This is a genomic window from Streptomyces hamibioticus, assembly GCF_047946815.1.
Taxonomy (GTDB): domain Bacteria; phylum Actinomycetota; class Actinomycetes; order Streptomycetales; family Streptomycetaceae; genus Streptomyces.
The window spans coordinates 4,842,122-4,855,769 of sequence record NZ_JBKKQY010000001.1 but is presented as its reverse complement, the minus strand read 5'-3'; the positions used below and the strand labels follow the sequence as shown (position 1 = coordinate 4,855,769).

12 protein-coding genes are annotated in these 13,648 nt (G+C 70.5%); 4 read left to right on the top strand and 8 right to left on the bottom strand.

The features are described 5' to 3' along the window. Window positions 1-70: 70 nt before the first annotated feature. The 5 genes from ACLGIH_RS22115 to ACLGIH_RS22095 all read right to left on the bottom strand — a co-directional run bounded on the left by ACLGIH_RS22115 (window position 71) and on the right by ACLGIH_RS22095 (window position 5,316). On the bottom strand, window positions 71-622 hold the full coding sequence (locus ACLGIH_RS22115; protein ID WP_416527000.1) for an SUKH-4 family immunity protein: 552 nt from the start codon (window positions 620-622) through the stop codon (window positions 71-73). A 42-nt stretch (window positions 623-664) separates the two neighbouring features. After that, window positions 665-2,299, bottom strand: coding sequence for a WXG100-like domain-containing protein (locus tag ACLGIH_RS22110; protein WP_416526999.1), 1,635 nt, complete (start codon window positions 2,297-2,299; stop codon window positions 665-667). Between the two features lie 100 nt (window positions 2,300-2,399). Continuing rightward, window positions 2,400-4,112, bottom strand: a complete 1,713-nt coding sequence (locus ACLGIH_RS22105) for a WD40 repeat domain-containing protein (RefSeq protein WP_416526998.1) — start codon at window positions 4,110-4,112, stop codon at window positions 2,400-2,402. Beyond that, the gene (locus tag ACLGIH_RS22100) at window positions 4,109-4,987 is read right to left on the bottom strand and encodes an SUKH-4 family immunity protein (protein WP_416526997.1); all 879 of its coding nucleotides are present in this window, start codon (window positions 4,985-4,987) and stop codon (window positions 4,109-4,111) included. Before ACLGIH_RS22100 ends, ACLGIH_RS22105 begins: the two co-directional genes overlap by 4 nt. 44 nt (window positions 4,988-5,031) lie before the next feature. Beyond that, on the bottom strand, window positions 5,032-5,316 hold the full coding sequence (locus tag ACLGIH_RS22095) for a hypothetical protein (protein WP_416526996.1): 285 nt from the start codon (window positions 5,314-5,316) through the stop codon (window positions 5,032-5,034). A gap of 138 nt (window positions 5,317-5,454) precedes the next feature. Between ACLGIH_RS22095 and ACLGIH_RS22090 the strand changes: the two genes are divergently transcribed. Then, window positions 5,455-6,252, top strand: coding sequence for a helix-turn-helix domain-containing protein (locus tag ACLGIH_RS22090; RefSeq protein ID WP_416526995.1), 798 nt, complete (start codon window positions 5,455-5,457; stop codon window positions 6,250-6,252). Continuing rightward, on the top strand, window positions 6,245-6,457 hold the full coding sequence (locus tag ACLGIH_RS22085; RefSeq protein ID WP_416526994.1) for a DUF397 domain-containing protein: 213 nt from the start codon (window positions 6,245-6,247) through the stop codon (window positions 6,455-6,457). The genes ACLGIH_RS22090 and ACLGIH_RS22085 overlap by 8 nt, the downstream gene beginning before the upstream one ends. Here ACLGIH_RS22085 and ACLGIH_RS22080 read toward each other — a convergent pair. The 3 genes from ACLGIH_RS22080 to ACLGIH_RS22070 are packed head-to-tail and all read right to left on the bottom strand — an operon-like array spanning window position 6,432 to window position 10,611. After that, window positions 6,432-8,126 carry a thiamine pyrophosphate-binding protein gene (locus ACLGIH_RS22080; RefSeq protein WP_416526993.1) on the bottom strand — a complete coding sequence of 565 codons (1,695 nt, stop codon included), beginning with the start codon at window positions 8,124-8,126 and terminating at the stop codon, window positions 6,432-6,434. The two genes, ACLGIH_RS22085 and ACLGIH_RS22080, sit on opposite strands and share 26 nt — an antisense overlap. Beyond that, complete coding sequence (gene speB, locus ACLGIH_RS22075) at window positions 8,123-9,091, bottom strand: agmatinase (RefSeq protein WP_416526992.1); 969 nt, start codon at window positions 9,089-9,091, stop codon at window positions 8,123-8,125. The genes ACLGIH_RS22080 and speB overlap by 4 nt, the downstream gene beginning before the upstream one ends. A 56-nt stretch (window positions 9,092-9,147) precedes the next feature. Beyond that, window positions 9,148-10,611, bottom strand: coding sequence for a sodium:solute symporter family protein (locus ACLGIH_RS22070; RefSeq protein ID WP_416526991.1), 1,464 nt, complete (start codon window positions 10,609-10,611; stop codon window positions 9,148-9,150). Between the two features lie 188 nt (window positions 10,612-10,799). Here ACLGIH_RS22070 and ACLGIH_RS22065 point away from each other — a divergent pair, with 188 nt between their 5' ends. Continuing rightward, on the top strand, window positions 10,800-12,353 hold the full coding sequence (locus ACLGIH_RS22065) for a PucR family transcriptional regulator ligand-binding domain-containing protein (protein WP_416526990.1): 1,554 nt from the start codon (window positions 10,800-10,802) through the stop codon (window positions 12,351-12,353). Window positions 12,354-12,481: 128 nt separating this feature from the next. Further along, entirely contained in the window at window positions 12,482-13,639 is a 1,158-nt protein-coding gene (locus ACLGIH_RS22060; RefSeq protein WP_416526989.1) for an acyl-CoA dehydrogenase family protein, read from the top strand. The last annotated feature ends 9 nt before the right edge of the window (window positions 13,640-13,648 follow it).

Sequence of the window (13,648 nt, the reverse complement as noted above, 5' to 3'; positions counted from 1 at the left end):
GGGTGTGCCGGTCCGCCGCTCCCGGGCCGAACGAGTTGCACGGAGAGAACGCCATCTCGGCCGCCGCGTCTCAGGACCACATTCCGGCGGCAATCTCCTCCATGACTTCCGGCCATATGGAGTCGCCACGGAAGGGGAGCTCATCGCGCTCCTCCACCTCCGCACGGATGTGCTCAACGGCTGCTGCTCTGCGTTCGTAGTCTTCGTCGTCATCTCCGGTGGATACGAAGCTCTTGAGAAGCGCTCCCAGCTCAGAGGTGAGTTTCACCAGCGAGGAAAGATCCTTGTGCAAACACTGTACGGGCCCCCCGTTCTCCGAGAACCCGAAGACCCTGCCGCTCGATACGTCCAGAGCCAGATGAGTCAACGGAATCCAGCCGAACACCCTCCACGTCTCCGCACCGGCCGGTGCGACATAGTCGGCAACGTCGATCTTCTCGTTCACCGACGGAAAGCATCCCGAGTCCAGCGGCGCCTGAGGCCGGAAGATCCCCGTAGGAATGCCGACGGTTGCCAGAATCTCATAACCAGGCACACCGTCAGGGATATCTGCAAGCATGTCAGGAGTCGCAACGAAAACGGCCTCATCCCCCACCATGGAGACCAGGCGGTCACGTGACACGCCGAACAACATATACAGCCCTCAGATCGACTCAACCAATACTCAAGAACCCTTCTTCCTGAAGGGTGGAACATCGATTATATCTCTGGACACACCTCCATCCACCCCCTTTTCCTTCCACTCACCTTCCAGGAATTTCACATACTCCCTGTGTTCGCGATCCTGGCGATACTTGGTCAACTCCTTACCATCCGGACCTGCCTCATCCTGATCGTACTTGGCGCTATGAGTCACTGCGAGATCAGGGGAAAAATGCTTCGCCAGCCATTGATCACAGTAATAACTGCGTTCCTGGCAGGGCTCACGCTCCGTATAAAGGGCGGTGAGATTTTTTCCCTCCTTGTGTCGCAGCACAGGGTAACCGATCATCCTCTCGGAGTGCGGGCCGTCGCTATAGCCGACGAGAATGAATTTACGGCCGCTCCCGTCATCAAAAAGGCCCGACGCGTAGTTCCCTCCCCGCTTGTATTGATCAGGCGCGTAGTGCGCCTTGTTATAGCGCGCAATCTGGGTAGCTCGCGCCAATTCGTTGGACCCTGGCGGAATCTTCGTGGACTCGACCCTCTTGGCGTCCGCGCCACCGTCTGAGATGGGGAACTTGGTGTTATCTTGCGGATTGGTCCACGGCCGCCAAGCCCTGCCCTCATCCAGAATGGTGTTGATCCCGGAGCTGTCATTCTCACTGACCGGCTTGGTCGTGCCGTTGGGCAGCAGCTGCTGCACCTTGCCGTCCGCGTCGAGCAGATACATCGGCACATCGCCGCTGTCGCAGCCGTCGATGTCCCGCTTGGCCTTCTCGTCCCGCTCCTTGTGTTCCTTCTTGCCCTTGTCGATCGCCCCGCCGTGCTTCTCCAGTACGTCGACCGTCTCGTCGGCCTTCTTGTCGACGGCGTCCTCGCACTTGTCCATGACGGCGGCGAGTTTGTGGAAGCGGCTGTCCTTCTTGACGGAGGAGCGGCGCTTGGTGCCGCCGGTCTTGTGGGCACCCTTCTTCTTGTCGAAGTTCTCGCGGGTCGTGCCGTAGTCGCCGGTGGCGCGATCGAACTCGTCGAACTCGATCACCAGGTCCTGGGCCATGTCCGAGCCACCCGCCGCGTAGCGGGAGAGGTCCTCGTCGTCGGCGTCCAGGCGGTCGGTGAAGACGTCCTCGATCTTGGCGAGGATCTTGGCCTCGATCCGGTCCGTGACGATCGACGTGATCTGTTCGACCGCGTAGTCGATCGCCTCGTTCAGAGCGAGTCGGCAGGCTGCTATCGCGGCTGCGCTGAGAATGCCGCTGAGTCCCGCGGTGAAGAACATGCCGACGATTCCGGCGGTGGCGCTGGCGGCGGTGGCGGTGAGCTCTGCAATGCAGGCGACCTTGCAGCCCTCGATGAAGCCGGCGCAGTCGTCGAGGGCGTCACCGAGGTCGTCGAGGGCCTTGGCGAAGGTGGTCAGGTCCTTGGTGGTGAGCTTGCCCCAGCGGCGGTCCAGTGCATCGACCGTCTTGCCCTTGCTGCGCCCGCCGATTATGTGCGAGCAGGCCTTGTTGCCCTCAACTATGACGTCCCGTATGCCTTCGGCGAGGCTGCGATAGTCCTTGGCGGTGTCGCGGACCTCGTCCTCGTCGATGTTCGGCCACTGCACACCGACCAGGTCAAGGATCTCGACGAGCTCATCGGGCAGCTTCTTGCCCACGTGTCACATCTCCCCCGGTGATCACCTCCCTTCAGCCTCACAATCGGACATGCGTTCGTCAACCGAAACTACGGTTACTGCAGCAACTGTTGACGTATCGTCACAGTCCCTCCACGGCGGGCGGGACCGGCCGCAGACACGTCAGCGACTCGTCCGTGCCGATCAGCAGTTCCTCCGTCGGTGCCAGTGCCAGGGCCGTCACCGGCGGCCCGGGGTGGAACGTGCGCCGCTCGTGGGTGTCGAGGCGGCGGAGCTCGACCAGGCCGTCTGCCCAGGCGACCGACAGGGTCGGGCCCGACGGTGTCGTCCCGGCCGCCAACGCGCGGACCGGGCAGCCGCGTTCGGCGACCGGGACCTCCAGCGGCTCGTGCCCGGGGCCCCACGCGCGGACGCGGCCATCCGCTCCCCCGCTGTACAACAGGCAGACGTGCTGTCCGGCTTCGTCAATCGGTACGTCCGCCAGCGCCAGGGCCGTGACAGGGCCCTCGTGCAGGTGCTCGGACGGCGGTACACGGTCCGGGTCGGCGAGGAACGCGGCGTACGCCCTTCCCGTTCCGTCCGCCACCGCCACAGCGTGCTCGGAAGCCGCCAGCGCGGTGATCCGCGTCTGCGTCACGGCCGCCCGGAGCACGTCCATCGCCTGTCGGCCCACGCTTGTACCGTCGTCGAGGAGGGCGGCCAGGCCCAAGGGACGAGGGGCGGTCGGGGCTCGGTGGCTGCGCAGGCGTCCCTCGCCGTCCAGCACGATCACCGTGCCGTCCGGCAGTGCCGCCAGGCCGACGAGGTCCGGCACGAGGTCGGGCATACGACCGGCCGGGGCCGCGTCGGAGAGCGACACTGCGCGCAGGGTACCCGTCTGGTCGGCGACCAGCAGCTGTCCCTCCAGTGGGCCCCGGCCGGCCGCCAGCGCCAGGGCCGGGCCCGGCCACGGTGGCGTCACATCCCCGCGTATGCGGGACCAGACCAGCCGCCACGGCGTCTCTGCCGCGAGTTCCTCCAGCGCGGGGGCGAGGCGGGGATCCGCGCCGTCACCGAGGGCGGCCAGCAGGACCAGGGCACGGTCGGCGGGCCGCTGGGCGCGCAGGAGGGACTGACCGGCACGCAGCCACGCCGACCGCAGGCCCCCTCGCGGGTCGGCGTCCGCCTCGTACGCCGCCGTCACCCGGTCCGGGTCCGCCGCGCAGATCGCCACGGGGTCGTCCAGGTCAGGGGATTCCGTTTCGACCGGAACAGGTGGCACCGGCGTCTGACGTGTGGGGTGTCCGGCCCGCCATGCCTCGGCCCGGGCCGGGTCCGTCCACCGAGGGTCGTCCAGGTCCATCTCGGCAGGGGCGAGCGTCTTCAGCGCCGGTACGGCGTCGTGCCCGGTCCGCGCTTCCACGACGACCCTCAGATGCTCCAGTCCGGCCAGCTCTCTGATCAGGTCGGTCAGCGCGTACGGGTCGGTGGCCGCGTGCAGGTCCGGCAGGACGAGCACGGTACGGCGCCGGTCCGCCGACAGCTCGGCGAGGAGTTCCCCCGGCGCGCGTGCCGCCACGCCGAGTTGGTCGGCCAGGGCCCATACCGCCGTACGTACGCCCTGCCCGGCCAGCGGGACGAAACCGTGCACGCGACGCTCCGGTGCCGTCCCGGGACGGGTACCGTGTGCCACCAGCCACGCCAGCAGCTGGGACTTGCCGCATCGCTCTCTTCCCGTCACCAGGCACAGTCGGGGTGCCGCCGGGTCGGCGAGCCAGCCCAGGAGCGCGGCACCGGCCGGTTCACGGCCCGCCGCCGGGCGGGCCCAGGAGCCCGAGGTGCCCGAGGCGGTCAACGGCGGCCCGCCTGCTGCGCGGTGTACGTGATCAGCTCCTTCAGCCCTTGCTCACGGGAGTCGGCGGTCTCGCCGTAGTCGAAGCTGTGCGTGAACTCCGCGTGCGGGTAGGCCTGCTGCAGCCAGACCGCGCAGTAGTGGCCCGGCATCATGCACGGCTGGAGTTCGCAGTACACCCGCCGGACGCGTTCCGCCGGGACTCCCTCCGCCTCCAGTCGGAGGCGGATGATCTCCTCGGGGTGCGGGCGGCCCGGTCCCGTGGCGTCCGTGACGATCTGCTTGGTCCCCGCCTCGTCGACGTACTCGAAAGCGGAGGAGAAGGGGAAGTTGAGGGTGTGCCGTACGTCGTCCAGGACGCGCGGCCACCAGTTCTCCCGCTCCGCGAAGGCGGACGGGTCGATGGTGCGCAGCTCCTCGTTCAGCTCACGGAAGGCAGCCGCTGCCTCCGGCAGGCCCGGTGCGGCGGCGATCACCGGCAGGGCTCGGTCCAGGGCCGCCAGGCAGGCGATCAGCGAGGCGAGGTCGGTGGCGACGAACATGTCGTCCGCCTCGTCGCCGAGGAACACCGCCTGCACGGCCCCGTCCGGGCGTACGCAGAGCTGCGCCAGCCGGTCGTGGCCGATGCGCGCCCAGCCGTCCGTCCCGGCCGGTGGGTGCTCCACACCGTGATGTCCCGCGTACGTCCCCAGCGGTACGGCGTCCGTCTCGGCCGCGGCCCGGAAGTAGGGGGCGACGAGGAGCGGGACACCGGTCTCGGTCAGCAGCTCGCGCGCCGCCCCGGGGAGCCGCAGGCCGGGTGTCCCGGTGAGGGAGAAGCGGCGCATCCCGGCGGGGCCGAAGTGGGCTACGGCCTGGTCTGGGGAGGGGACGGACATGGGTGAACCTCGCGGCGCAGTTCGAACGGGCGGTCGTTCTCACCCTAGACCGGGGGCCTGACACCCCGGCTCCGGGCGATGCGGTGGACGTCGGTCAGGGACTCGTGCATCCGGTGCAGGAGGAAGCGGAGCTGGTCGGGTGTCGCCCGGGGTGCGGCCAGCAGGTCGGCGGCGTGGGCGAGGAGTCGGGCGGCCGTCTCCAGCTGCACCGTCTCAACGTGGTCGGCGAGCCGGGACAGGGGGCCGGTGCCGTCCGTGAGCAGGTAACAGGGCTTGCCCTCGTCGCTCTGCCAGGGCAGCAGGCGGGGTGCGTCCATTCCGTCGGGCATGACGGCGGCTCCGTTCGGTGTGTCCGCGGGAGGGGGGATCGCTTTCCGTAGCGAATCGCGTACACAGTGAGACGGCCGGGGCTAGGCTCGCCAGTAGTGCGGACGTGACGGTGGCTTTGTCACCCGGGGGTCGAACCGGTGAGCAACATCTACGGCGACTGGCTCAGGCAGCAGCGGGAGACCGCGGGGCTGACCCAGCAGCAACTGGCCGACATAGCGTTCATGACGCGTTCGCACATCGCGCACATCGAGGCGGGGCGCCGGGTGCCGTCCAGAGAGGACGCGCGGCGGCTGGACAACGCTCTGAACACCGGGGACGTGCTCAGCAGATTTCTGCCGCAGGACGACGACGTGTCGGTCGCCGAGTACTTCGAGAGGGTGCGCGTCCTCGAACAACAGGCGGTGGAGATCCGCGAGTTCGCACTCGCGTACTTCCCGGGCATTCTTCAGACGGAACGGTACGCGCGTGCGGTTCTGGGCATGGCGTTCCCTCCGGTGAGCGACGAGGAATGTGACAGGCGGGTTGTCACACGCCTTGAGCGGGCGAAGATTCTCGACGACCCGGTGACGCCTGTGGTGTGGGCACTGCTGGACGAGACACTGTTGCGGCGTCCCATCGGCAGCGCCGACGTCATGGCGGAGCAGATCATGCATGTCGCGCGTCTCTCCGAGGCTGGACGCGTCCGTGTGCACGTGCTGCCATTCGCCGTGGGCCATCATCCGCTGATGAGCAGCATGCTCACGCTGATGTGGTTCGAGGACCAACCACCGCTGGCCTACACCGAGGGCGGGCATGTGGGGAAGCTGCACGACTCCCCGCCCGCAGTCCACAAGTTGCACCATCGCTACGATCTCGCGCTGAGCGACGCGATGCCGTTGAAGGACTCACTAGCCCTGCTCAGGGCCAGTGCGAAGGAGTACGGGCACCATGACTGAGCACATCATCCCCGACGCGACCACGCTGACCGGCTGGCGCAAGTCGTCGTACAGCGACGACAACGCCGGCAGCTGCCTGGAAGTCCTCGACAACCACTCCTCCGGCGTCCCCGTCCGCGACTCCAAGAACCCCCATGGACCGGCCGTGGTCTTCTCCACAGCTGGCTGGGCGTCGTTCGTCAGGGCGTTGAAGGCAGATGCGTAGGCGCGAACATCCTCAGCACCGCCGGGAGGACCACCACCGACGGCCCCGGGGCCGACAGGGTTTTGGACAGGTCCGTCTCCAGGGTTTCCGGTGACGTCCGTACGCCCGGTACCCCGAACGACTCCGCCAGGGCCACGTAGTCCGGGCGGGTCAGCTCCGTCGCCGTGGCCCGGCCGAAGGCGTCGGTCATGTACTCGCGCAGGATGCCGTAGCCGCCGTCGTCCACGATCAGCCAGGTGACCGGCAGGTCGTACTGACGGGCCGTCGCCAGCTCGGCGATCGAGTACAGGGCGCCTCCGTCGCCGGACACCGCCAGGACCGGGCGGGTCGGGTCGGCCGCCGCGGCGCCGAGGGCGGCGGGGAAGCCGTAGCCGAGGCCGCCGGCGCCCTGGGCCGAGTGCATGGTGTTGGGGCCCTTGGCGTCGAAGGCCGACCAGGCCCAGTAGGCCAGGATCGTCATGTCCCAGAAGCTGGGGGCGTCGGCCGGGAGCGCCCGGCGGACCGACGCCAGGACCTCCTGCTCCATGGTGAGGTCCTGGGACGCGATGCGGTCGCGGACCCGGCCGAGTACGTCGCGGACGCGGCTCGGTGCCGTCTCGTCCCGGCGCTCCTCCACCGTCTCCAGCAGGGCCTGGAGGGCCAGGCGGGCGTCGGCGTGGATGCCCAGGGCCGGGTGGTTGGACTCCAGCTTGCCGAGGTCGGCCTCGATCTGGATCACCCGGCCGCGGGGCTTGAACGTGTGGTAGTTGGAGGAGAGTTCGCCGAGGCCCGAGCCGACCACCAGCAGGACGTCGGCGTCCTCCAGGAAGTCCGTCGTGTGGCGGTCCTCCAGCCAGGACTGGAGGGAGAGGGGGTGTTCCCAAGGGAACGCGCCCTTGCCGCCGAACGTCGTCACGACCGGGGCCTGCAGCCGCTCGGCCAGCTGCCGCAGCTTGCCCGTCGCGTCCGAGCGGACCACTCCCCCGCCCGCGATGATCGCCGGGCGGGCGGCGCGGGAGAGCAGGTCGGCCGCGACCGCGGTCAGCTCCACCCGCGGGACCAGGTCCTCCGGCGTCGCGTCCACGCCCGTCACCACCGGGAGCGAGGCGTCGGCCAGCAGCACGTCCTGCGGGATCTCCACCCACACCGGGCCGTGCGGGGCCGTCAGCGCCGACTTCCAGGCCTCCGCGATCGCCGACGGGATCTGGGACTGGGCGCGGACCGTGTGGACGGACTTCACCACGCCCCGGAAGGACGCCGCCTGGTCGGGCAGTTCGTGGAGGTAGCCGTGCCGGCCGCCGCCCAGACCCGCCCTCGGGATCTGGCTGCTGATCGCCAGCACCGGGGCCGAGGCCGCCCGGGCCTCCTGGAGCGCGGCGAGCGACGTCAGCGCGCCGGGGCCGGTCGACAGCAGCAGCGGCGCCGCCTCACCCGTGATCCGGCCGTACGCGTCGGCCGCGAAGCCCGCGTTGTTCTCCACCCGCAGGCCGACGTAGCGCAGGTCCGAGCGGCGCAGGGCGTCGAACATGCCGAGGGCGTGCTGGCCGGGCAGGCCGAAGACGGTGGTCGCGCCGAGCCCGGCCAGGGTCTCCACGACCAGGTCTCCGCCGTTGCGGCCGGGGGGAGGGTTCAGCGCGGCCTCCGCCTGGGCGGGGGTCGGGCGGAGTACCAGGTCGTGGTCGTGGGTCACTTCGCGCGCGCCTCGGCAATCTGTCGGGACATGATCGTGGTCAGTTCGTACGCCGTGTGGGACGCCGCCACCGACGTGATCTCCGCGTGGTCGTACGCGGGGGCCACCTCGACGACGTCCGCCGACACCAGGTTGCAGGAGGCCAGGCCGCGCAGGATCTCCAGCAGCTCGCGGGAGGTCATGCCGCCCGCCTCCGGGGTGCCGGTGCCGGGCGCGTGGGCCGGGTCCAGGCAGTCGATGTCGATGGAGATGTACAGCGGGCGGTCGCCGATGCGCTGGCGGAGCTGGTCGGCGACCTCGTCCACACCGCGCCGCATCACATCGGCCGACGTCACGATGCCGAAGCCCATCTTGGCGTCGTCGTCGAGGTCCTGCTTGCCGTACAGCGGGCCGCGCGTACCGACGTGGGAGAGCGCGGAGGTGTCGAGGATGCCCTCCTCGACCGCCCGGCGGAACGGGGTGCCGTGCGTGTACTCGGCGCCGAAGTAGGTGTCCCAGGTGTCCAGGTGGGCGTCGAAGTGGAGCAGGGCGACCGGGCCGTGCTTCTTCGCCACCGAGCGCAGCAGCGGGAGGGCGATGGTGTGGTCGCCGCCCAGGGTCATCAGGCGGGCGCCGGTGCCGAGCAGGTCGTCGGCCGCCGCCTCGACGGTCTCGACGGCCTCGTTGATGTTGAACGGGTTCACGGCGATGTCGCCGCCGTCCGCCACCTGGGCGAGCGCGAAGGGGGAGGCGTCCTGCGCCGGGTTGTACGGGCGCAGCAGCCGGGACGCCTCGCGGATGGCGTTGCCGCCGAAGCGGGCGCCGGGCCGGTAGGAGACGCCCGAGTCGAACGGCACGCCCACCACGGCGACGTCGGCGGTGCCGACCTCGTCCAGGCGGGGCAGCCGGGCGAAGGTCGCGGGGCCGGCGTACCGCGGGACGCGGGAGGAGTCGACGGGGCCGCGGGGCGTCTCGTTGCTGCTCATGAACTGCCTTCCTTCGTACGCTTCGTCGCGTATGTACTACTTGCTATGGTCCGACTCTAGCGGGGAGCCGGCACCGGTTCGGACACGGGTTCGGGGGCCCGTCCGGCGAGGCGCTCCCGCCAGGCGGCGAGGACGGCCGCGTCGGTGGGCCTGGTGACCAGGGACACGACGACGTAGGCGGCCAGCGAGGCGAGCAGTCCGTAGTAGACGGGCTGGTTGGCGAGGATGCCGTAGGCCGCCATCAGGCCGACGACCGCCAGGCCGCCGACCGTGACCGCGGCGAGGGCGCCCTGCACGGTGCCGCGCTTCCACAGCAGCCCGCCGAGGATCGGGACGAGGAGGCCGCCGACGAGGAGGTTGTAGGCGACGGTCAGTGCCTCGACCACGTCGTTCACCGCGATGGCCGCGCAGATCACCGCGGCGCCCATGAGGAGGATGAAGGCGCGGTTGCCCTTCACCTCGTCGTGCACGTCCCCCTCCGTCTCGCGGACCACGCCGCGCAGCCGCGCCCAGATGTCGTTGTTGGCGACGGTGGCGCAGGCGATCAGGGCACCGGACGACGTCGACATCACGGCGGCGAGGGCGGCGGCCAGCACCAGGCCGCGCACGCCGACCGGCAGCTCGTCCTTGACGATGGTGGCGAAGGCGTCGTCGGCGTTGGCGAGGTTCGGGTACAGCACCTTGGCGGCCGTGCCGATGATCGCGCCGGCGACGGCGTAGGCGAGGCAGTAGGTGCCGGATATCGTGCCGCCCCACTTGGCGGTCCTGTCGCTGCGTGCGGTGAAGACGCGCTGCCAGATGTCCTGCCCGATGAGCATGCCGAAGGTGTAGATCAGCACGTAGGTGAAGATCGTCTCGCCGCCGATGCCCAGCGGGTCGAAGTACGAGGTCGGCAGCTGGGCCTTCATCCCGCTGAACCCGCCGGCCTTGACGACGGCGATGGGCAGCAGCAGGAGCAGCACGCCGATGGTCTTCACCACGAACTGCACCATGTCGGTGAGGGTGATGGACCACATGCCGCCGAGCGTGGAGTAGGCGACGACGATCGAGCCGCCGAGGATGATCGCGAGCGTGCGGTTCACGTCGAAGAGGACGTCGAAGATCGTGGCGTAGGCGATGGTGGAGGTGACGGCCAGCATCAGCGTGTACGCCCACATGACCACGCCGGAGATGACGCCGGCCCGGCCGCCGTAGCGCAGGTCGAGCATCTCGGAGACGGTGTAGACCTTCAGGCGGGCGATGCGGGCGGAGAAGAAGACGGAGAGCGCGAGCAGGCCGAGGCCGATGGTGACCACCATCCAGGCGCCGGACAGGCCGTACTGGTAGCCGAGGCCCACGCCGCCGATGGTGGACGCGCCGCCGAGGACGATCGCCGCCATGGTGCCGGAGTACATGGCGGGGCCGAGACGGCGGCCGGCCACGAGGAACTCGCTCTTGGACTTGGCGCGGCGCATGCCCCACCAGCCCATGGCCAGCATGCCGGCCAGATAGACGACGATCACTAGGTAGTCGACGGCCATGGGGCCCTCCTTCGCGCACTCCGGTGGCGTGTCGTGCTGATGGGGACGACCGGGTGGCGCGCGTCGCGGGGACATCCGCCCGTACCCGCTGCGGCCGGTGTGGCTTCCGGTCTGGATTGACAGTAGGTGGCCGAAAAGCGGCTGCGAAGTGTACGTTTCATCCACTGGGGGCCGCTGAAGTGGAGGGAATGTCCATCGTGCAGGAACCGGCCGTCCCTCCCACGCCTCCCGTGCCCCTCGCGGCCCTGCTGTCCCGCGAGGACCTGGCCCTGCGCGAGGTCGTCGCCGGCCCCGGCCCGGGCGTGGTGATCCACGCCGCGCACACCTCGGAGATGTCCGACCCGTTCCCGTACCTGCTCGGCGGCGAGCTGCTGCTGACGGCCGGCGTGCACATCCCCCGGGCCGCCGACGAGGACGCGTACTTCGACGGCTACGTCTCCCGGATCGTGGCCGCGGGCGGTGCCGCCCTCGGCTTCGGCGTGGCGCCCGTGCGGGACACCGTGCCGCGGGCGCTGGCCGCGGCCTGCGAGAGGCACGGGCTGCCGCTGCTGGAGGTGCCGCAGCGGACGACGTTCGCGGCGGTGGCCCGCGCGGTGTGGCAGCTGATGGCGCAGGCGCGGCTGGCGGAGCTGCGCCGGGTGTCGGAGGCCCAGCACGGCCTGGCCGCCGCGGCCTCCTCCACGGACCCGGTACCGGCGGTGCTGCGCCGGCTCGCCGCCCGCCTCGGGGGCCGGGCGGCGCTGTACGGGCCGGAGGGCGCCGAGATCGCGACGGTGGGGCGGGAGCAGCCGGAGGGGACGCGGGCGGCCCTGGCCGACCTGGCCCGCTTCGTCGCCGCCCGGCCGTCCACGACCGCCACCGACACGGTCGCCGGTGTCCACCTGTCCGCCTACGCCCTCGGCGCCGCCCGGGACGGCTTCGTCCTCGGCGTCGCCGCGCCGCACCGGGAGCCCGGGGACCACACCATCGCCTCGGTCGCCGCCGTGCTGCTCACCCTGCTCACCGGCGAGCACCACAGCGGCACCGGCGCGGCCCGCTCCTCTGCCCTCGTTCGCCTGCTGCTGGGCGTCCCGCCGGAGGAGGTCGCGCCGCTGCTCGGTGACGCCGCGCACTGGCACGTCGTGCACGCCCACCCCGACGGCACCGCAAGGCCCGAGGGCACCGCAAAGCCCGACAGCACCGCAAGGCCCGATGGCACCGACGGCACCGCCCGCCCCGGCGCCCGCCCCGTCCCCGACCCGGTGGCCGCCTCGGCCCTGGGCACGGCGCTCGGCTCGCCGCTGGTGGACACCGCGGGGGACGTCGTACGGGTGGTGCTGCCCGCCGGCCGCGAACCGGCCCCGCAGCCCGGCTGGACCCTGGGCGTCAGCGCCCCCGTCGCCCCGCGCGACTGGCCGGCCGCCGACGCCCAGGCGGCCCGCGCCCTGGCCCGCGCCCGCGCCCGGCGCACCCCGCTGGTCCGCCACGCCGACCGGCCCGCCCTGACCGACCTGCTCCCGGACGAGGAGGCCGAGGCGCACGCCCGCGCCCTGCTCGCGCCCCTCGCGGCCGTCCCGGCGCTGCCGGAGACGCTGCGCACCTGGCTCTCCCTGCACGGCAGCTGGGACCGCACCGCCGTCGCCCTGTCCGTGCACCGCAACACCGTCCGCCAGCGCATCGCCCGCTGCGCGGCCCTGCTCGACGCCGACCTGGACGATCCGGACGTACGGATGGAGCTGTGGTTCGCGCTGCGGCGGATCTGAGTACGACCCTGGACGCGACCCGCGTGACGAGCGTTACCCGTCCCCCTCCCTGGACGCCCTCCCTACCGACCGGTACGGTGCAATCTGAGCAAGCGCTTAGACAGAGACGTACCGGTGGAGGTGGCGGCGTGCGCCGTACGGTGTTCAACGAGGATCACGAGGCGTTCCGGGAGACCCTGCGCGCCTTCATCGAGGCCGAGGTCGTCCCGGTCTACGACGAGTGGTTCGCCGCGGGCCAGGCGCCGCGCGAGTTCTACTACAAGCTGGCCGAGCTGGGCCTGTTCGGCATCAACGTCCCGGAGGAGTTCGGCGGCGCCGGCCTGGACAGCCACAAGTTCGAGGCGATCCAGTACGAGGAGACCGCCCGCGCGGGCGTCAGCTTCGGCGGCTCCGGCGTGCACGTCCTGCTCGCCCTGCCCTACATCAAGATGCTCGCCAACGACGAGCAGAAGAAGCGCTACCTGCCGAAGTTCGTCTCCGGCGAGGAGATGTGGGCCATCGCGATGACCGAGCCGGGCACCGGCTCCGACCTCGCGGGCATGAAGTCCACCGCCAAGCTGAGCGAGGACGGCACCCACTACGTCCTCAACGGCGCCAAGACCTTCATCACCGGCGGTGTGCACGCCGACAAGGTCATCGTCTGCGCCCGCACCGCGCCGCCCACCCCCGAGGACCGCCGCTACGGCATCTCGCTGTTCGCCGTGGACACCAAGTCCGAGGGCTACTCGGTCGGCCGCAAGCTCGACAAGCTGGGCCTGAGGACCTCCGACACCGCCGAGCTGGCGTTCGTCGACGTCAAGGTGCCCGTCGAGGACCTGCTCGGCGAGGAGAACAAGGGCTTCTCCTACCTCGGCGCCAACCTGCCGTCCGAGCGCTGGGGCATCGCCTACGGCGCCTACGCCCAGGCCAAGGCCGCCGTCCGGTTCGCCAAGCAGTACGTCCAGGACCGCACCGTCTTCGGCAAGCCGGTCGCCGCGTTCCAGAACACCAAGTTCGAGCTGGCCGCCTGCCAGGCCGAGGTGGACGCCGCCGAGGCGGTCGCCGACCGCGCCCTGGAGGCCCTGGACGCCGGTGAGCTGACCGCCGCCGAGGCCGCCAGCGCCAAGCTGTTCTGCACCGAGGTCGCCCACCGCGTCATCGACCGGTGCCTCCAGCTGCACGGCGGCTACGGCTACATGAACGAGTACCCGATCGCCCGCCTGTACGCGGACAACCGCGTCAACCGCATCTACGGCGGCACCAGCGAGGTCATGAAGATGATCATCGCCAAGGACATGGGCCTGTAGACCGCAGGG